General features: G+C 52.6%; 18 protein-coding genes and 4 pseudogenes. 6 read left to right on the top strand and 16 right to left on the bottom strand.

Going from position 1 to position 17,535, the window contains the following annotated elements:
• Positions 1-132 precede the first annotated feature (132 nt).
• From ACMZI0_RS16215 to ACMZI0_RS16170, 10 genes and pseudogenes are all read right to left on the bottom strand, one after another.
• Complete coding sequence (locus ACMZI0_RS16215; RefSeq protein WP_415673736.1) at positions 133-474, bottom strand: hypothetical protein; 342 nt, start codon at positions 472-474, stop codon at positions 133-135.
• A 2-nt stretch (positions 475-476) separates the two neighbouring features.
• Positions 477-932 carry a hypothetical protein gene (locus tag ACMZI0_RS16210; RefSeq protein WP_415673735.1) on the bottom strand — a complete coding sequence of 152 codons (456 nt, stop codon included), beginning with the start codon at positions 930-932 and terminating at the stop codon, positions 477-479.
• Complete coding sequence (locus tag ACMZI0_RS16205; protein WP_415673734.1) at positions 929-1,426, bottom strand: hypothetical protein; 498 nt, start codon at positions 1,424-1,426, stop codon at positions 929-931. The genes ACMZI0_RS16210 and ACMZI0_RS16205 overlap by 4 nt, the downstream gene beginning before the upstream one ends.
• An 84-nt stretch (positions 1,427-1,510) precedes the next feature.
• A complete protein-coding gene (locus tag ACMZI0_RS16200; protein WP_415673733.1) occupies positions 1,511-2,137 on the bottom strand; it encodes a DUF3164 family protein in 627 nt (208 codons plus the stop codon).
• Positions 2,138-2,231: 94 nt separating this feature from the next.
• Complete coding sequence (locus tag ACMZI0_RS16195; protein WP_058948937.1) at positions 2,232-2,465, bottom strand: hypothetical protein; 234 nt, start codon at positions 2,463-2,465, stop codon at positions 2,232-2,234.
• Complete coding sequence (locus ACMZI0_RS16190; protein WP_415673732.1) at positions 2,449-2,865, bottom strand: hypothetical protein; 417 nt, start codon at positions 2,863-2,865, stop codon at positions 2,449-2,451. Before ACMZI0_RS16190 ends, ACMZI0_RS16195 begins: the two co-directional genes overlap by 17 nt.
• Positions 2,858-3,070: a hypothetical protein gene (locus ACMZI0_RS16185; RefSeq protein WP_415673731.1), complete on the bottom strand. Its 213-nt coding sequence runs from the start codon at positions 3,068-3,070 to the stop codon at positions 2,858-2,860. Before ACMZI0_RS16185 ends, ACMZI0_RS16190 begins: the two co-directional genes overlap by 8 nt.
• 2 nt (positions 3,071-3,072) lie before the next feature.
• Entirely contained in the window at positions 3,073-4,014 is a 942-nt protein-coding gene (locus ACMZI0_RS16180) for an AAA family ATPase (RefSeq protein WP_415673739.1), read from the bottom strand.
• Between the two features lie 70 nt (positions 4,015-4,084).
• Positions 4,085-6,185 (bottom strand): annotated as a pseudogene (locus tag ACMZI0_RS16175) (Mu transposase C-terminal domain-containing protein).
• A 2-nt stretch (positions 6,186-6,187) separates the two neighbouring features.
• Positions 6,188-6,436 (bottom strand): helix-turn-helix domain-containing protein, encoded by a 249-nt coding sequence (locus ACMZI0_RS16170; RefSeq protein ID WP_415673738.1) that lies wholly within the window; start codon positions 6,434-6,436, stop codon positions 6,188-6,190.
• 163 nt (positions 6,437-6,599) lie between these two features.
• On the opposite strand from ACMZI0_RS16170, the gene ACMZI0_RS16165 reads away from it, so the two are divergent.
• Entirely contained in the window at positions 6,600-7,190 is a 591-nt protein-coding gene (locus ACMZI0_RS16165) for a helix-turn-helix domain-containing protein (RefSeq protein WP_415673730.1), read from the top strand.
• A 209-nt stretch (positions 7,191-7,399) separates the two neighbouring features.
• Positions 7,400-7,696, top strand: a pseudogene (locus ACMZI0_RS16160) (ABC transporter ATP-binding protein); the annotation flags it as partial.
• Between the two features lie 11 nt (positions 7,697-7,707).
• Here the strand turns inward: ACMZI0_RS16160 and ACMZI0_RS16155 are convergent.
• The 5 genes from ACMZI0_RS16155 to ACMZI0_RS16135 form a co-directional block, all read right to left on the bottom strand.
• Positions 7,708-8,031: a hypothetical protein gene (locus ACMZI0_RS16155; protein WP_415673729.1), complete on the bottom strand. Its 324-nt coding sequence runs from the start codon at positions 8,029-8,031 to the stop codon at positions 7,708-7,710.
• Complete coding sequence (locus ACMZI0_RS16150) at positions 8,007-9,659, bottom strand: ABC transporter permease subunit (RefSeq protein WP_415673728.1); 1,653 nt, start codon at positions 9,657-9,659, stop codon at positions 8,007-8,009. Before ACMZI0_RS16150 ends, ACMZI0_RS16155 begins: the two co-directional genes overlap by 25 nt.
• A complete protein-coding gene (locus tag ACMZI0_RS16145; RefSeq protein ID WP_415673727.1) occupies positions 9,656-10,504 on the bottom strand; it encodes an ABC transporter ATP-binding protein in 849 nt (282 codons plus the stop codon). The genes ACMZI0_RS16150 and ACMZI0_RS16145 overlap by 4 nt, the downstream gene beginning before the upstream one ends.
• Before the next feature lie 233 nt (positions 10,505-10,737).
• Positions 10,738-11,190 (bottom strand): hypothetical protein, encoded by a 453-nt coding sequence (locus ACMZI0_RS16140; RefSeq protein WP_415673726.1) that lies wholly within the window; start codon positions 11,188-11,190, stop codon positions 10,738-10,740.
• Positions 11,147-11,785, bottom strand: coding sequence for an extracellular solute-binding protein (locus ACMZI0_RS16135; protein ID WP_415673725.1), 639 nt, complete (start codon positions 11,783-11,785; stop codon positions 11,147-11,149). Before ACMZI0_RS16135 ends, ACMZI0_RS16140 begins: the two co-directional genes overlap by 44 nt.
• 426 nt (positions 11,786-12,211) lie before the next feature.
• Here ACMZI0_RS16135 and ACMZI0_RS16130 point away from each other — a divergent pair.
• Positions 12,212-13,498, top strand: a pseudogene (locus ACMZI0_RS16130) (aspartate aminotransferase family protein); the annotation flags it as partial.
• An 80-nt stretch (positions 13,499-13,578) separates the two neighbouring features.
• Here the strand turns inward: ACMZI0_RS16130 and ACMZI0_RS16125 are convergent.
• On the bottom strand, positions 13,579-15,000 hold the full coding sequence (locus tag ACMZI0_RS16125; RefSeq protein WP_415673724.1) for a surface-adhesin E family protein: 1,422 nt from the start codon (positions 14,998-15,000) through the stop codon (positions 13,579-13,581).
• 273 nt (positions 15,001-15,273) lie between these two features.
• Here ACMZI0_RS16125 and ACMZI0_RS16120 point away from each other — a divergent pair.
• The 3 genes and pseudogenes from ACMZI0_RS16120 to ACMZI0_RS16110 all read left to right on the top strand — a co-directional run bounded on the left by ACMZI0_RS16120 (position 15,274) and on the right by ACMZI0_RS16110 (position 17,406).
• A pseudogene (locus ACMZI0_RS16120) lies at positions 15,274-16,629 on the top strand (type II toxin-antitoxin system HipA family toxin).
• Positions 16,626-17,102 (top strand): helix-turn-helix transcriptional regulator, encoded by a 477-nt coding sequence (locus tag ACMZI0_RS16115; RefSeq protein WP_415673723.1) that lies wholly within the window; start codon positions 16,626-16,628, stop codon positions 17,100-17,102. The pseudogene ACMZI0_RS16120 and the gene ACMZI0_RS16115 overlap by 4 nt, the downstream one beginning before the upstream one ends.
• Positions 17,103-17,187: 85 nt before the next feature.
• Positions 17,188-17,406, top strand: coding sequence for a helix-turn-helix domain-containing protein (locus tag ACMZI0_RS16110; RefSeq protein WP_415673722.1), 219 nt, complete (start codon positions 17,188-17,190; stop codon positions 17,404-17,406).
• Positions 17,407-17,535 lie beyond the last annotated feature (129 nt).

Raw genomic sequence — 17,535 nt, 5'->3', positions numbered from 1 at the left:
TATTCACGACGAGTAAAGTAGGTGCGTAAAGACATGATTACCCTAACTATTTTGTTATTAATCAGACCCTTTTTTCTGCTGAGTAGGCCAGCGTTAGCCTCTTGTGCTCGTCTTCTCTCCGATTTCGCAGCATCATGGCTTATGCCGCCAGGCAAAAGGCAGCTTTTCCGGCAGCGCCCACAGATGCCGCATATTAGCGACATTGACCACATCCTGTGCGGCGGGATAGACCCCGACCGCATCCTGCCCGGCAAAACCGACCGAATCCTTAATCTCTTGCAGGCTGTCCCACGATATCCCGTCTTTCCAGCGCCCGTTACCGCCAAGGGCCAGCAGATTGACCGTCAATCGGTAAATGCCGTTACCTTCATCGAATACCTGAACCAGCACCTCGGGATGGATAAACACCTTTAGCCGGCAAGGGCCATGGTTCTGCGGCGGCCACTGGGCGACGGGAATGGATAATAATTCCATACTTACCTCCTCGAGACCGGCGTCGGGTCAAAGGGTAAATAGCGCAGCACCTGCGCGCTGATATCCTGCCCGCTGCTGGCGCAGCGGCATCGGGTGGGGGAAAGTGTCAGATACGCCAGCATAAAGGCGGGCACGCCGTCTTTTTTCTGTGCCCAGTCCTGGGTTTCTGCCACCACGCAAACCTGCTCACAGCCTTTTGCGCCGGTAGCCAGCCGCGCAACCCAATCGGGCAACAACCGACCTTCCACCCAGGGATAGCCAGGACGGGGGCTTGTGGTCGGACTACCCAGGGCATAGAAGCCGTTAAGCTCTGCCAGTACGCCATCCAGCACGGCCCGGCGCAGCATATCAATCAGCTCACCGGGCTTGAAGCCCGTGTGTTGAGCCAGGTCACGACAGGTCAGGCGCAGGGTAAGATGCAGTTGTTCAAGGACCTGTTTCATCACAATATTGCTCATGCTGAAACCTCCCGGGACAGTGTTGCTTCACGCTGTGCTTCACTGATGCAATGCTGGGCCGCATGCCAGAAATGCCCGACCACCTTACGGATAAACCGGGCAGCCAGGCGCTTGTCGGCGGCGGTACTGCGGCCACGGTTATAGAGGGCCAACGCCTGCTCGCCAGCATCCAGCGCCTCATTGATAAGGTTGTCGGGGGCGAAAGCGGCGTCCGTCGTCTGCGGTGGATCTTGCGGCAGTAGACGCCGAGCGAGGCGGTGCAATTTGCGGATTTTTTCATCCTCCATTATCGCCCCCATGCCGCCAGCGCGTAGCTGTTCAATCATGATGTCAACCTCGACGGCGGCCGCGCAGACCTGCCCGACGTTCTGCTCATGAGTAAGGAAACGGGATAGCGCCCCGGCCAGTTGGCCGCAGGCATCAATGGTTTTTAACATTTGCCGATCATGGCCCCAGCGCGCCAGGGCGGCATCATAAATAGACTGTTCATTCACTGATATACTCTGTCCTCGGCTAAATTTTGCGCGCACGAAGCCCTGACGCACGCGCCGGATTTAAAACAATCGGTTAAAAATGCATTACAGTTTGGAGATATCGAGCGAAATCTGTTTATATTCCTTGTTCGTCTCCCGTTGATAAAAACGCACATAACTACTGGTGCCATTGACTTTTATTGAGTCCGTCACGGCGCGCATAGCTTCTTGCCAGTCTTCATCGTCAATATCCAGCTCACGCAGCGCCAGCACTTCGTTAATATCAATATTGCCCTGCTTGTTGACTTTAAAAGAGCGATTAACGATGGCGATAATGCGAGGATCTGCACCATCTGACCATTTGGCAATGCATACCTCTATTTTTTCTTTCGCTGCCTGGATACGCTCATCGAAAATGCGGTGCTCACCGACCGCACGAATAATGCGTCGCTCACCGTCAAAGCTGGTCAGTGTCACATTGCCTTTAGACGAGCCGTAGTGAACGCCATATTCAGAGGCGGACAAATCAACAAAGTCCCTGATTTGCTGCATGGCGCGCAATTTGAACTCAGCCATTTGACGCCGTAGTTGACGCGCCTCGTCAAACAGGGTGTTCACCAGCTCATCGCGCATGTCATCAACGGGTTTGATAGTGTCAGCGGGCACCAGGTGACCCTGTGCGTTGCGCCGGTAGCCCGCCGGGATGGAGGGCGTGGTATTTAGCTCGTTCATCGTCAGCCTCATGTTTACTTTTTGCGATTATCACTGGCGGCTATCGCCAGCGGTATGATGATAAAAAACAGCAGTACCACGACGTCGTCTTCACTCATGGCCACTCCCAATACACCAGACACCCCTCAATCCGGCGGGCATACACCTGACGGCGTTCTCCCTGGCAGCAAAGGGTGATTTCCGTCGCGTTATCCCTCTCCTCCGGGCGTACCGGCGGAGTGATTTTTATAAAGGGGCGCTGGCAGTAACGCCGGGTATGCAGGATGTCGCTGCCCGCCTGACGTAGCCGGCTGCGCACGGCGTTCATGGCATCAAACATGTTCATCATGGTGACCTGTCCTTTTCAGCATTTTCATTAATAGCCGAGCTTCACACAGTAGCCTGCTCAGTAAAACCGGCCCCGATCCGGACAGTACTGCCCGCCCGGACAGCAATACCCGTAAGGTGTGCCAGGCGGTGTACCACGCCTGACGCCGACTTGGGCCAGAGAGAGCGCACCCCAGTTGCAGCGCTTTCCAGACATCCACATCAAATCCCTGCCACCGGTAACAATGTTGCTGGGCTGGGGGCAAGGTCGCCGCCGCCATCTCATACCGGTCCAGATAGAGGTACGGAGTTGCCCCGCGTGACAGGGTGATATATGGCCGGATGCTGTTATCAAAGTTATACAGTGCGTAGCGGGCCATACGCCGCAGGGCGCGGACTTCATGGCGTAAAGGGTTATTCATCACTGGCTCTCCTGAGTAACTGGCTCATGTCATGACATAACTGCATCATCACCTCCTGCGCATCCGGCAGCACATAGAGCGCGTCCCCCCGGTTGCCAAACGACACTAACAGGCTGTGTGACGATTCCAGCGAGACGGAGACCACCCGCCGGGTATTGAGCAGCACCTGGCGTCCGGCGCTGTCGGTAAAGAGCACACCGCCCATACTCACCCCCTTGCCGGCAGCAGGTCGGTATCGGTATACACCTCCCTGAACGCCGCCTTGATGTATTTTTCCCCCAGTTGGGCCTGGGCATCACCGCTAGCCATCAGCCATGCCTGGCGCAGGGTGTGCGACAACACCCGCAAGGCACCTGCTTTCTGGGCAATGGCCTGTACCAGCGTCAGCTCACTTTCGCCGGTAATGCCCCAGGCGGCAGCAATCGCGGCTACATCCGCTTTTTTGGCCTTTAAAAGCCGTTTGGAGCGGGCGATACGGCTGTACAGCCGGGCCAGGTCATCCGCCCCCTGGGTTGAACGGGCAGACTTCGACAGGCCACGCGGGTTACCAATCAACACCATACCAACCCCGGTCGCATCCTGAATGGCACGCAGCTGCTCCAGCCCGTCAATGCCCAGGTGGTCAGCCTCATCGACAATCACCAGCCCGTGAGTGCCGGTCAGCCGCCGCCGAATCGCGCGCGCCAGCGTCCCCTTGTTTATAGGCAGGTCACTCAGGCCCAGCGCTTCCGCCAGCTCCAGCAGACACTCGGTGATGCTGGCGTGGGCCGGGGAAAGGGTCACCATCCAGGTATTGGCATGCTGGCAGTACTGACGGGCGGCAAGGGTTTTGCCCACCCCCGGCACCCCGACAATCACATTCATGCACTGCGCCAGCCGGACAAACTGGAACACCGCCCATATCTCCTTAACCGTGGCCGTCTCCACAAACTGCGGTGGTGCGGGCAAGGTCTTTTTTTGCTGATAATCCGTCAGCCAGCGGGTTAACAGTTCACCGACCCGCTGGTTATTTCCGGTGTAACTCCCCTTGATAAAGTTGGATATCACCGCCCCTGACTGCCCGGTCTCGCGCGCTATCTGCGCCTGGGTTACCTGACCTGAGTCAATCAGTTCATGCAGCGTCTTGATAAGATCATCGTTTTGGGTCATCATCCTGCCTCCTTGATGAAAAGCGTTCTTGTGTTCCGATAAGCCATTCGGTTGCTCCCGAATGGCTTTTCTATAACAGCGGATCTGCATCCTGCTGCGTTTCAAGTAGAGCCAGCCCACGCTGTAAGGCCCCTTCGGTATCCCAGTCATCCGCCTGAACTTCACGCTCCACAGCCTGTTTCATGGCAGCATTTCCCACCGTGCGGTAAACATTGCCAGGCAACCAGTCGTCTTCCGCCACTGCGGGCAGGGTGACGGTGTTTTCTGCCTCGGCCAACGCCACTTTCTCTTCGCCCCGTTTGCGCATCCCCTTGATACGCTGCTGGCGGTTGTGGTATTCCGCCGTAACCGGGAAGGCCTGGCGCTTGTTGCCATCCCAGACGGCTTCACAGAGGTAGGAGCCATCCATGCGGCGCACGATCACCTTGCTGGCATCGTGAATGTCGTAGTTCACCAGCACCTTGTGCCCGTGCTCATCCGCCAGTTTGGCGGCATAGTAAATGTTGTTGAGGAAACGGATTTCACAGCGACTGACGGTACGCTCGGTCTGCGGCATGAACAGGTCGCGTAGCTCAAACTGCGTCAGCCATTCCAGTTCGGTGGATTCGTTTTCCAGTTTCCAGCGGCGAAACTCGGCCGGACTGTAATGCTGCCCATCGGGGCGCTTGGGTAACTCACTGTGCGGGCGGGCGTTGTACCACTCGACACCGGCCTTGATTTCATCAATCAGCATCTCCCAGGAGGGCAGCTTGCGCAGCGTGGTCTGCTGGGCGATAGTCAGCTCACCGCCCTTTGATTGGGCGTTCAACGCCGATTTAAGCGCCTTGCCGGTCTTGCGCACGGTTTCACGGTCAGCGTCGGTGCCGTAGTAGGTGGCAAAATGGCGGGCAATGCGCATCGGCAAGGTGCGGTTAAGCCGTTCGATAATGCCGCGCCCTTGCGGATTGCCGGGAATGCCGGTCGGATGTGCAATATCCAGTCGGGTTAAAATACCGGTAATATCCGCATCGAGCGTGTTGTTGGTTTCACCGCTGCCGTTATCCGAGTAGTAGAGAAACGGCTTACCGTGGGTAGCAATGCCATAACGCAGGGCATCGGTGACGGCGATCACGTTCTCGGAGAGCGACAGGCTCCAGCCGGTGATATAGCGGCAGCTGCCATCGATAATAAAAGTCACTTCCGGCGAAAAGGGCTGGCCGTGGTCGGGATGGGCAACTTTCATTTTCATGCCGTGACCATCCCCCAATCCAGACGTAGTTCACCGGCAGGCTGGTCCAGTCGCGGCGAATAAACCCTTCCAGCTGGCGATATTCACTGCCGGTCTTGCGCCCGCGCTGTTTCACGATTTCGGGGAGTTTCTCCATCGCATACAGCACGGCATCATAAGAAGGCTGCGCCGCCAACATCAGCGGTTCATCCGCATAGCGCTGTTGCCATTCGGCGCAAAAATCTGCATAGGCCTCTTTCATGCTGCACCCGTTCGGCTTGCGATAGTGCGCCAGATAGTCATGTAACCAGGCGATTTGCTCTGGTTTGACCACCTCGCGCTTGCCCGGTGCCAGCACTATCAGGCGCTCGGCGGGCGTGGCGGCTTTTTTGTAGTCGGCCAGCCAGCGCTTGAGGGTGATTTCACTGAGTTGACGGCGCTGGCCTTTCTTGGCATTGGCCACCTGTGCCGCCTGGGCGATGCTCTCAGGCAACTGGCCTGTTTTCGTCTGCTGGACAATAAAGCGGATCGCCTGCGCACAGCTATAACCGGGCTGCTGCCCCATGGTGAGGATATGCTGCACCAGTAACATCCGCGCATCGGCAATCTGGCGCTGTTTATCCGTCAGGTCGGCCAGCCTGGTTCCAACCAATGCCGGGCAACGGCGGTAAACGTCCAGCTTGCCCGCTTTTTCTAGGTCTGAGCCGACCTTTGATACGACGGGTTGCTTGACGACATCATCCACAGGAGCGGCGATCATCAGTTGTTGAAGATGACGCTCACGGATCGCGCACTGGGCTTCAATAGGCAAACAATCAATGTGGTACTCGTAAGCCTTAGTCCCTTGGCGTTTACGCACGAGATCGGGCGAGTTCTTCGTTAAACGCACCAATATCTCTCTAATGCCCTTGGTAGTTTTGGGGAGACCTATTACGCCAATGAGTTCTTTAGCGACAAGAAACATAATTATGATGCCTTGCGTATGTAGCTTTTAATCTTGTAACGGCTTGGCCAAATGGTTTCCGGTTCGACCCCCAACGCCTCGGCAATAATCTTCTGATAAGTCTTACAGGGCGTGCGTAAAACCGTTTTGAGCGAATCCTTGCTGTAGCCGGCTTGTAAGGACAGTAAGCGAAACGACAGCCCCAGCTTATGGATCTCCGCTTTAATGATTTCAGGGTGCCAATCAGCACACACGTCTTCTTTTCTACTCATCATTCGTCTATCCTAAAAAGTTACCCGCATGAGTAACTGGGAAGTTATTCGTACAGGAAAAGTATAAGAACCTAAAGAAACCCAGTAAAGATTTCTTTGTAGATTCATTGGTTTTATTTATTTTTGCTTTTAAATAAATCTAATAGAATAGTGGAGGGCCGATATGACAAAAAAACCTAGTCGTATTTTTCTTGAGTCCGAGAAAGAACCTGTAATTGAGAGAATTTTTCAACTAGTTGATAGATATGCATCTAGAAGCGAAGCCGCTCGTGCGTGGGGAATTAATGTCAGTACATTAAAGAATTATTATAAAAGAAGGCACTTAAAACCAAGTCCTAGACGAAACCAATTATTGAAGATAGCCGAACACGAAGGTGTCTCTCTAAATTGGTTACTTAAAGGTGAAGGAACTATTTTTGAATCCGATAAAAAAACTAAAGAAACCAATGGTGTCAGTCCGAGTAGTGACATTGAGCGGAAGCTTTTTGAGATCTTGTCGCTTTTGACAGATCAAGAGAAGTTAAGACTATTTGAGGTCTTTGCTCGTAAAGGAATCGAAATAGTTATTCACCTTTTTGATGTTGAAAATCAATCACTTTTAGAACTGAAGGGCGATAAAAAGCGGATAGCGTTACGCTTAGAATCCATGTCAGAAGAACAACTGAGAGAGATTTTATCCAAAATTGAAACAAGTACAGAAGAAACCATTTCAGAAGTAGAAGAACCTGAGAATTACACAAGGGCTAGGGCATAATTGTCCTTAGCCCAGATTAAGAATATATGTACTATTGTGGTAATTGATCCTTGCTTATAGTGGTATCAAATGATTTACCTCCAAGCCCATTTTTGTTTATTTTTTATCCATTGATATCAAATCGATAAATTAGCATTAACTCTATGAAATCCCATGAGTTCCCGCTAGATCCCGCCAATTCCCGGAAGTATCAAATAAATCACCTCTCTATACTCGACGAGCCATTTGGTGCGCTCGATGCCATGACCAAACAGCAGCTACAGCATCGGCTGGCAGATATTCGCCGTCATACCACACTAACCATTCTGCTGGTAACCCACGACGTGGAAGAAGCGGTCTTTCTGGCCGACAGAGTAGTGGTGATGTCGCCCCGACCGGGCCGCATCAGCACACTATTACCTATTTCGCTGCCCTATCCGCGCGATCGCACCAGCCATACGTTACTGTCACAGAGACAAGCATTGGGAGAAGCACTGCAACACTCTGAAGCCCCAGCAACGGTGTAAACCGTCACTGATTACGCCACGATGGCATGGGCACACTGCGCCTGAAGCAGTTCCCATTCAGGTTTAGCAGCCGAGCCAGCATCAGTAATAATGATGATATCGATTTCCTGCGGTGTTGCGTAAATGACGCGGCTGGTGATACCCATTTTACTGTTATCCGCCAGGATAATACGCGTTTTAGCGTTTTTGACCATGGCGCGAGCAATGGTTGCTTCATGGTGCGCAAAACTGCTTGCCCCCGAGGCGCTGGTGATCCCTACTGGTGACAAAAGCGCAACGTCAGCGCGATAGCGCTGAATCTCGCTCACCGTCAAATCACCGCTGGTCGCCTGCATGGGGACGGCCCCATATGGCCGCCAAGCAGAATCACCTCATGGTGCATCGTCGATTCCGCCGTGGTCAGCTTCAGCGCGACATTCAGGCTGTTGGTTATCACCGTCATGCCGGGCATCGACAACAGCTCATCCGCCAACAGAGCGGTAGTACTGCCCGCATCAATAAACAGCGTTTGCCCAGCGCTAAGCTGCTGCACCGCCGTGCGGGCAATATCCTGCTTCTCTTTTTCACGCACGGTATTGCGCACCGACAGCGGGGGCTCAGGCTCCAGCGATGTCGCTACAATCCCCATGATGCACGTAGAAAAAGCCGCTGCCTGCGAGGTGAAACCCGCTTCATCCAACCGCATCACTGTCACCGCACCAAGTGGCAGCGACGGCGTAACCAGAAAAATCACCGCCGAGAGGGTCACCATGGAACGCATAAACAGGAACATGGCGACGGAGATCAGGGTCAGCCGCATGGCAGGCAAATACACATCGCGCAGGATACGCACCACTCCGCCACCCAGCACGGTGGTGGCATCTTCCATGGCGTTGGGCACATTGCGCATACCCATCATCATCGTGGTGTACCCCTGTGTGTGATAATGGTAGTAGTTACACAGCGCCACCAGAATCGCCGAACCATACAGCATCCCCCAAGGGAGGTCGGCGGTGTTAAACGTGAACACATACGACAGCCCTAGCACCAGCCCCAGCACGCCCACGGGCAGCGCGCTGAGCAACGCAGCAAAATCCGCACTTTTCCCCGGCTGACGACGAATCCCAAACGTGAGCAAAAACAGCAGCAGCGTGCCGATAACAGCCGCTAACGCCGAAATCCAGATGGATGCCGCCGCAGGCAGTAATAACAGAATCCCCACCACGGCCCCCATGCCAAACTTCATTTGCCCGCTGACCTGGCTGTAAATCTCCGTCGCCAGCACAGAGAAATCACCGCCGATCACCATCGCATTACCAAAATCGGTGATGGTGATGGTAAACACCACAAAGGCCGCACTCAAAATGCCATAGCGCACGCCCGGCAGGGTGATATCCAGAAACTGCCGCCAGTCCGTGGCGCCCAGCACGTTCGCCGCCTCATACTGCCGGGTATCGCTTTGGCGCAGCGTGACGCGAATGATCAAAATCGCCTGCGGCAAGGCATACAGCACGTTGGCAATCAGCAATCCCCAAAAACCGTAAATATTGAGGCGCACGCCTAACAGGTTCCCCACGATGCCATTACGCCCGAGCAGAAAAATCAGCCCCAGACCGAGCACTAACGATGGCGCTAATACTGGCAGCGAAGTGGCAAAGGAGATAAAGCGTTTGGCGGGCATGGCCGTGCATTCCAGCCCATACGCGACGATAAACCCAAGTACCAGCGTCACCAGTGTGGTAACGACACCCAGCACCAGACTGTTCCACATCGCGCGCCAGACGCCCGGCGAATTCATCAGCACCAGATAGTTCGACAAACCAAACGTGCCGCTGCGATCGTCGAGCAGGCTGTGCCACAGAATGCTGAGCATCGGCGCGCCAAAAAACGCCAGCAACGCCGCCAGCGGCAGATAGAGACAGAGACGAGATAACCAACGGTCAGCCGACGTTTGCGGAGGAAGAGGAAGAAGTGAATAACTCATGCTTGTACCCAGGCACAATCTTGTGCGGCAATGGAGAGCGTAACGCGATCGCCTGCCGACCAGTTGAGGGTACTGCTGGTTTCCACCAGCAACGGATGTGATTTCCACAGCACTTCAACCCGCTGAATGCTGCCCAAAAATCTGGTGCTCACCACCTGCCCCTCGGCATCGGGCACTTTCGCCATTGCAATGCGCTCAGGCCGAATAAACAGCTCGGCATTCTCTGGCGCAGACGTCTGCAACAGTTCCGGCATCCACTGCTGGACCGTCGCCTTAGGCAACAGATTACTGTGCCCCATAAATTCAGCCACAAAGCGGGTGCGCGGTGCGGTATAAAGCTCGCGCGGAGTCCCTTCCCGCACGATCAGACCGCCCTGCATACAGACGATTTTATCCGCCATGCTCATGGCTTCTTCCTGATCGTGGGTAACCATCAGCGTGGGAATCCCTAACCGTTGTTGGACTTCACGCAGTTCCTGGCGCAATCCAGCACGCACGCGCGCATCCAGTGCAGAAAGCGGCTCATTCAGTAACAGCAACGACGGATTCACGGCTAACGCACGCGCTATCGCCACACGCTGCTGCTGACCGCCGGAAAGCTGATTAGGATAACGATCGCCAAACCCGCCAAGTCGTACCGTATCCAGCAGGCTGTTGACGCGATCGCGAATCTCCGCCTCCGGCGTGTGACGAATTTTCAGCCCATAACCGATGTTTTGCGCAATGGTCATGTGCGGAAACAATGAGTAAGACTGGAACACAATGCCAAACCCGCGATCGCGGGCAGGCACGTTAATCAAATCGAGGCCATCCAGACTGATTTTTCCGCCATCGCTGCTGAGCAACCCGGCGATAATCCTCAGTAAAGTGGTTTTCCCACAGCCACTTGGCCCTAGTAAACAAACTCCGCATTCTCAATCGACAAGTTAATGCGATCGAGCGCTACGTGGCCGTCAAAACTTTTATAGAGATTCTGAATCACCAGCGCCATGTACTTACTATCCTCTTTAAACAACGCCTCGTAAAAAAACGCCTTTTATTACAACGGCCTCAACGCTGGCCTGATAGCCAGCGTTGGTTATAGAACAAAACAGGTGTTATCAGCGACCAATCGCCTTTTGCCAGGTTTCCAGAATGGCATCGCGCTCTTCGGCACTCTTGGCGAAATCAACCGGGAACAGAACGCTGGACAGATCGGCAGGCAGGCGCCCGCCAGCTTGGCAGCTTTTGATTGTTCTACGCCGGGAATGGTGACGATCTCTTTGTATTTGGTATACAGCGTCGCCGCACTGTTGGATAAGGTCCAATCCAGGAAGCGCTTGGCATCAGCTTTATTTTTTGATGCCGCCATCAAGCCAGAGGCTTCCAGTTCATAGCCTGCGCCATCACTGGGAATCACCATTTTGACCGGATACCCTTCTTCGATGGATTGCATAGCGGCAAACGCCAGCGACACGCCAATGGCGTATTCGCCAGTACGCGCCGCTTTACACGGACGAGAGCCGGATTTGGTGTTTGGTGTATTGCGCAATATTGCCATCCAACGATTTGAGGAATTCCCACCCTTTCTCATCCCCTTTGGATTGCAACAGCGCTGCGATTTGCAGATAACCCGTACCCGATGAAACCGGGTTCGGCATCACCACTTCGCCTTTGTAAATCGGGTTGGTCAAATCTTGCCAGGTGGCAGGAACCGACAGGTTTTTCGCTTTGAGCGCTTCGGTGTTCACACAGAACGCCGCCATGTAGCCGGCGGCCGCGAACCATTTGTTATTCGGCGCGCGATAGGTTTCATCCAGCTTTTCACTGCCTTTGGCGGCATACGGCTCCAGCAGCGCGGAAATGCGCGGGTCCATCACGTTGGTCAGCGCCCATCCCCAGACCACGTCATGCTGTGGATTCTTGGCTTCTGTCAAAATGCGCGGTCCGAGATCGCCAGTAGACAAACGCAGCACATTCACGGTGACATCCGGCATGTCTTTCTTCGCCTGTGCGACGTAATCCTTGATTTCATCCTCTTCCAACGAGGTATACACCGTGATGGTGCCTGCCTGTGCCGCCCCCACCAGGGTCGCAAAGGCGCATGCCGCCATCAGACTGGTACGGCGAAATGAAAGACGTTTCATAAATGTTCCCCTTAATGGTTGCGGAAGTCATAACTCGGTGGCGTAGCCCTGAGAAGGTGAGCACTTTTGTGCATTTCACATTCTGCGTTTTTTTGTGCGTTATATTGCATCTGTGTAATTTTAAGCACTAATCATGCCAACCCTAAAGAAAGCACACAGTTACGACTATGATAAGCTAATAAAACAAGGAATTGCTCAGCTTCCGTCGTTTTAAAGGAGAGTGAGAGAGAGGTTTTACCTGTATCAGGTTGCACTTTTTTGGTGTTTTAAGTGCATCAAAAAAGTGCATTTAAATGTATTTGTGTATTTAGTTGCTTTTCATTCAGGTTAATGCGTAAGCTATTCCCCATCCTGTTTATGCACGGTGTCTGACAGAAACACGGTGCCCGATCGAAATATTGTGCTTAACCGAAATTTGGAGTCATCATGGCAACACGTTCAACTATCATGGATACCAATAGCTTTCGCGCAGAACACGCGGATGCGTTGGATGCCGAAACGCGCAAACTGACCGATAAGCGCAACCAACTGCTCGGTGAATCCTACCGTTTGTTTTATCGCAACCCCGTGCATCTGGTTCGCGGCGCAGGGCAATATCTGTGAGATGCCGCGGGCGATAAATATCTGGATGTCTACAACAACGTTGCCAGCATCGGGCACTGCCACCCCGTAGTCATCGCCGCCGTGCATGAGCAGATGAACCAGCTCAATACCCACACCCGTTATTTGCATGAACGCATTCTGGATTACACCGCCGATCTGCTGACGACCGTGCCTGACGAAATCAATAAAGCGATGTACGTGTGTACCGGCTCGGAAGCCAACGATCTGGCGATCCGTATCGCCAAAGCTTACAGCGGCGGCACCGGCATCATCGTCAGCCAGGAGGCCTACCACGGCACCAGCGAACTGACATCTGGCGCATCACCGGCGCTGGGCAGCGGCCAACCCCTCGCTCCCACTACACGTCTGGTGCCGCCACCCGATCGTTACCGCGTTGATGCACCCGATTTAGGCGTCTGGTTTGCCAATGAGATCCAAAAACAGATCGACGACATGGCGGCGCATGGCATCAAATTTGCGGGTCTGTTGGTCGATTCGATCTTCTCTTCTGATGTCGTGCTGCCTGGGCCGGCAGGCTTTCTGAAACCCGCACTCGACGTGGTGCATGCCAACGGCGGAATTTTTATCGCCGACGAGGTGCAACCGGGATTTGCGCGCCACGGCATCGTGCCGGACGTGGTGACGCTGGGTAAGCCGATGGGTAACGGGATTCCGGTGTCTGGCCTGTTGGCCAAAGCCGATGTGTTGGCCGCCTTTAGCGATGAAATCCCCTATTTCAACACCTTTGGCGGCAACCCGGTTTCCATGGCTGCGGCGCAGGCAGTGTTGCGTGTGATCCGCGAAGAGAAGTTGCAGGAACACAGCCTGATTGTCGGTGAAAAACTGCGGCGCGAGCTGGCACGACTCGCCGATCGCCATGAATGCGTGGGCGATGTGCGCGGAGCCGGGCTGTTTATCGGTTTCGAGCTGGTGAGCGATCGCGCTGCCAAAACACCTGACAAGGCGCTGGCTCTGGATGTGATCGAACGCCTGAGAGCCGAGCGCGTGCTGACCTCGGTGGCAGGCCCTTATGGCAACGTATTGAAACTGCACCCGCCATTGGCTTTTCAGGAGCAGGATATCGACTGGCTGGTAGGATCGTTAGACAAGGTGCCTGAGTGCAGTGCGTTAATTAAGACTGCGCGTTCCCCGCTAAGTCCGCCTTGGCGGGGAACGTACAACCAGATAACTCAGTTCACTATCGTCACATCTTCAAAGGCAAAGCGTTTTTTCTCACCGGCTTCGTGATAACCGATGCGAATAAACACGCGCAGGTCTTCGAGGTAAGCATAATCACTGCTCATCGGGCGGCCATCACCGCGATCGTCGGTACAGATGAATTCCAGATAACGTCCGGAAAAATGCGGGCTAATCGCAGTGGCACTGCGCCACGCGTTATCGGCATGACACAGCTTGCCGGTCGATTTGTTATCGCTCTGAGTATTCTTCCAGTGATACTCGGCACCAGCCGCCGGGGGCAGCACAAACGCGTTTTCCAGCGTGTTGCTGATAACGGACTTTTCTGCCAGCGAATCCCATTTCTTAACGTCCACGATATTAAACAGGCGCACATGTTGTGAATAAAACACCACGCCGCCCAACGTCATTTTATCCAGCGTCAGTAATGTTCCATCCGGTAAGCTGTCCATTTGCACCACAAAAGAGGCGAGATCCTCTCCCGGCGATTTTTGGGTGTAGCTCAGGCGCTTAAATGTCGGGCGCTGTTGCGGCGTCGCAACCGCCTGTTTCACCGTCTCCGCCACGGCCTGTGGCAGTGGATGGCTTTGGATCGGTGCCGGATCGTTTTGCGCAAAATCCGGTCGTAACGGCAAATTCTCCGCCATCGGCTTTTCACGCCATTCCAGCGTGCCTTTACCGCTAAACTGGCTAATATCGTTAATCGCACAGAGCCTTTTTGCGAGCGTGGCTTCCTCGGCCGAAAGAGCTACGAAAGCAGAATTTTCTTCAGACTGGCTATCCGTTATTCGCCTCTGATTATCCAGCGCAAACTGATTAAGGGTTTGGCTCTTATTCTGCGCGCAATCAAAAACCTTATCCGCTATTTTCACTGAATAGGGCGCGAGGTATTTTTCATCTTGATGGATGTGCGCATAATCCGTTGCGATACGCACCTGAAGCCGATCTCCCTCTCTCGCGCTGTTATTCACATCAATAAACAGTTGGTCACCCTGCGCATCGGGCTCAGCAAGTGCAACCCATTTGGGTACGGGGACGTTTTGTTGGCACACATTCAATGCCGGATTGGTGCTGTATGGGCTGTCAGCCTCTGGCTCAAAAGGTATGCCAGGCGCGTAACGATTAAGAGAACCCGCGCCATAGACCCGAACACTTGGACGATTCGGCCCAGAGGTATACATGCTGGCAAACAATTGTGTTTTTTGGCCCGTTGCGCAGTCCACATTAAGCCATCCATCCGTCGTCCCACTACTCTGCGTGGTGATACGATAAAGGGCATTAATGGCATTGCCTACTCTCACGGTATTGTTTGATACCCAGGTAACATCCTTGATAACCACCTGCGGCAGTTGTGGCTGTGCAAAAGTCGGTGCAGACAACACCCATCCCAGAGCCAGTATTGTTAGCTGCTTCATCGAGCAATCCTGTTATTTATTCATTCCATTATCAGCCCGCTATCGGGCAAAACGCCCTACATCATGCAATTGATTACTGGATGCTGACAACGGGCATGCTCTTATTTTTGTTCTCTTTTGGTGGGCTCGAGGCTAGATTTATCACAAAAATAATGAGTAATAAAAACTCGCAATAAAACAAAAAACATATTAAAGAGTATAATAAGTTACATAGATTGAAAATCATGCAAATTAAACGTAATATGTTACTCATAGAAGGTGAGAGGTATGAGGATGGAACAGTTAACAGTACAGGCTTTCCTTAACAATCAATGGTGCGATGTTGCACTCATCACTTTTCCCGAAAGTGAGCAAAGTATGTACCAGCTCACCGAGTTGGACTATCAGTCTGACTACGCCATCGACCACCTGAACCGTGATGATAATTACGCCGTATCACTTAACCACCCCGTATCCCTCTTCTTCGATGATGGTGGCCAGCCCAGCTGGATGCGTTTTCTTGATGACATTATCCCTAGCGGGGCAAGCCGGCGTTATTGGGAGAAATACCTTGATCTCGAAGGGCTGACTCCCAGCCAGCAAAATTTTGTCATTCTAAAACATGGCACTATGTCGCCCATTGGCAATTTGCGCATTAAGGAATCTGTCCCTGCGTTCCATCCCGAAGCGGAACAGCTTTTTTTTCTGTTGATGACGTTAAAAACAGAGCGAGTGATTTTCTGGATTACGCTCAACAACGTGGTGCTGCGGCAGGCGGGGCAACAGGCGCAGGTGGCGAGGCACCGAAATTATTACTCCGTTGCACACCAGAGCAGCGCATAGCGCATATGGATTGATACTTACCAACAGGACTCAAGCAATAGAGATATCCATTATCTGGTTAAATACCCTCGCGGAAACCGCAGCGAAGTTGACTGTAATATATTGTGTGCCGAATTCTATTATTACCAAGAGCTGACAGCCTTTGGATTTAACACAATCCCTACTCAAAATATGCGTTTGGAAGAAGGGGAAAATTACCCTTCCCTGTGGCTCCCCAGATTTGATGTATCTTTCGAAAAAGAGGGTTGTCTCAAACGGTTTGGCATGGAATCCGTGTATTCAATATTAAGAAAAGCGCCCGGCGTTACGCTTTATCATGAGGAAACGCTCAGAACACTGATAGAAAAAATTACGCACAGCAATATGGTGACAGAGCAGGGCTTTGATTTTGATATCACCGCCTTTGTTATCGAATGGGTGCGTCGGGATTTACTCAATATTATTTTCGGCAACAGTGATAATCATGGAAGAAATACCGCATTTCTTAAAGCAGAAAACTGCATCAAGTTAGCCCCCATCTACGACTTTGCCCCCATGAAAGCAGACCCCGAAGGGATCGCACGTACAATGAAGTGGGCAGCGCCATTAGAAAATGGGGGCGAGTATAATTTTATTGCAATTGCACAAGCACTTAGCGATCTTTTGCCAGCCGATACGTTACTGAAAGCATTGCAAGAAACTGCGCAACAACTACTGGGGCTAAAAGAGAGGCTGATACAAAGGGGGGTTCCCGAACAGATCGTTACCCTGCCGTCTATCGGTTTCAACTATATAGAACAAAAGTTGGATAGATGGAGTTTGCTATGAAAAATCAAAATAGTGATGTAATGCCTGCGAGCGAAACGATAAGAAAAATAAAAGAAAAAAATCGCGCGATGCAAGAACCGATAAAAAGTTATACTTTCCAGCCAATCACACCAGCCCCCGGCGTGCAAGGTATAAAGCGACAACGTGTTTCTAAAAAAGCCAAGCCGATTAGCACGCCAGAAAGACAATCTGCCATGAATGCCATTATCAGGCATCTGTTACTGGGTGAAATCACACAGGGCAAGGCACTAAAAATGCTTCGGGCTGACGTATTAGGGCTAAAGCAAGATGCCTTTGCCAATCTGGTTTCAATATCACGCAAAACACTATCCGAAGTGGAAAATGACCGAGGCAACTACACTGCTGATGTCATCAACAAGCTATTCAAACCCTTTGGGCTTCAGGTCGGGCTGGTACCCACTTCGCGCCATCGGCTTGCAGCAATTTTATCACCTGAGCGAGCCAACATATAAAAATGCAGACTGCATAGATAACGTTCTACTTTTGGTGAGTTATAATGACGAACCACAGAGATAGCAACGACAGGACAGTGCCAACATGCAGAACACCAGAGATACCACGTGGCTTTTTGGACAACGCATCAAAACGTTGCGCGTTCAGGCAGGGCTCACGCAAATGGCACTTGCCAGTAAATGCAATTTGGATCGTACTTATTTAAGTGGTATTGAACGGGGAATCAGAAATCCGACCCTGGAAACCATTAGTATCATCGCCACAGGACTAGGTATTTCATTAACCGCGCTATTCGACTATTGATTCTCCCTGATCGTTTTCTGTTCTCCCACAGTTCCACTCTTGCCGGTACAACGCTTATCTTTGGTCAATCTTGAACATCCCGCAAATTAGTTGTAAACGCAATGTCACTTATTGTTAAAAACAATCGCA

The organism is Symbiopectobacterium sp. (assembly GCF_047692315.1).
In the GTDB taxonomy this organism is placed as follows: domain Bacteria; phylum Pseudomonadota; class Gammaproteobacteria; order Enterobacterales; family Enterobacteriaceae; genus Symbiopectobacterium.
This window is presented reverse-complemented; position numbering and strand designations above follow the sequence as displayed.

What these genes read in the sequence shown, in the direction of transcription:
- ACMZI0_RS16150 (WP_415673728.1), bottom strand. Translation starts at nt 9,659, where the DNA reads ATGAGTTATTCACTTCTTCCTCTTCCTCCGCAAACGTCGGCTGACCGT.
- ACMZI0_RS16180 (WP_415673739.1), bottom strand. Translation starts at nt 4,014, where the DNA reads ATGACCCAAAACGATGATCTTATCAAGACGCTGCATGAACTGATTGAC.
- ACMZI0_RS16170 (WP_415673738.1), bottom strand. Translation starts at nt 6,436, where the DNA reads ATGAGTAGAAAAGAAGACGTGTGTGCTGATTGGCACCCTGAAATCATT.
- ACMZI0_RS16210 (WP_415673735.1), bottom strand. Translation starts at nt 932, where the DNA reads ATGAGCAATATTGTGATGAAACAGGTCCTTGAACAACTGCATCTTACC.
- ACMZI0_RS16185 (WP_415673731.1), bottom strand. Translation starts at nt 3,070, where the DNA reads ATGGGCGGTGTGCTCTTTACCGACAGCGCCGGACGCCAGGTGCTGCTC.
- ACMZI0_RS16200 (WP_415673733.1), bottom strand. Translation starts at nt 2,137, where the DNA reads ATGAACGAGCTAAATACCACGCCCTCCATCCCGGCGGGCTACCGGCGC.
- ACMZI0_RS16125 (WP_415673724.1), bottom strand. Translation starts at nt 15,000, where the DNA reads ATGAAGCAGCTAACAATACTGGCTCTGGGATGGGTGTTGTCTGCACCG.
- ACMZI0_RS16155 (WP_415673729.1), bottom strand. Translation starts at nt 8,031, where the DNA reads ATGCAGGCGACCAGCGGTGATTTGACGGTGAGCGAGATTCAGCGCTAT.
- ACMZI0_RS16165 (WP_415673730.1), top strand. Translation starts at nt 6,600, where the DNA reads ATGACAAAAAAACCTAGTCGTATTTTTCTTGAGTCCGAGAAAGAACCT.
- ACMZI0_RS16135 (WP_415673725.1), bottom strand. Translation starts at nt 11,785, where the DNA reads ATGAAACGTCTTTCATTTCGCCGTACCAGTCTGATGGCGGCATGCGCC.
- ACMZI0_RS16215 (WP_415673736.1), bottom strand. Translation starts at nt 474, where the DNA reads ATGGAATTATTATCCATTCCCGTCGCCCAGTGGCCGCCGCAGAACCAT.
- ACMZI0_RS16115 (WP_415673723.1), top strand. Translation starts at nt 16,626, where the DNA reads ATGAAAAATCAAAATAGTGATGTAATGCCTGCGAGCGAAACGATAAGA.
- ACMZI0_RS16195 (WP_058948937.1), bottom strand. Translation starts at nt 2,465, where the DNA reads ATGATGAACATGTTTGATGCCATGAACGCCGTGCGCAGCCGGCTACGT.
- ACMZI0_RS16110 (WP_415673722.1), top strand. Translation starts at nt 17,188, where the DNA reads ATGCAGAACACCAGAGATACCACGTGGCTTTTTGGACAACGCATCAAA.
- ACMZI0_RS16190 (WP_415673732.1), bottom strand. Translation starts at nt 2,865, where the DNA reads ATGAATAACCCTTTACGCCATGAAGTCCGCGCCCTGCGGCGTATGGCC.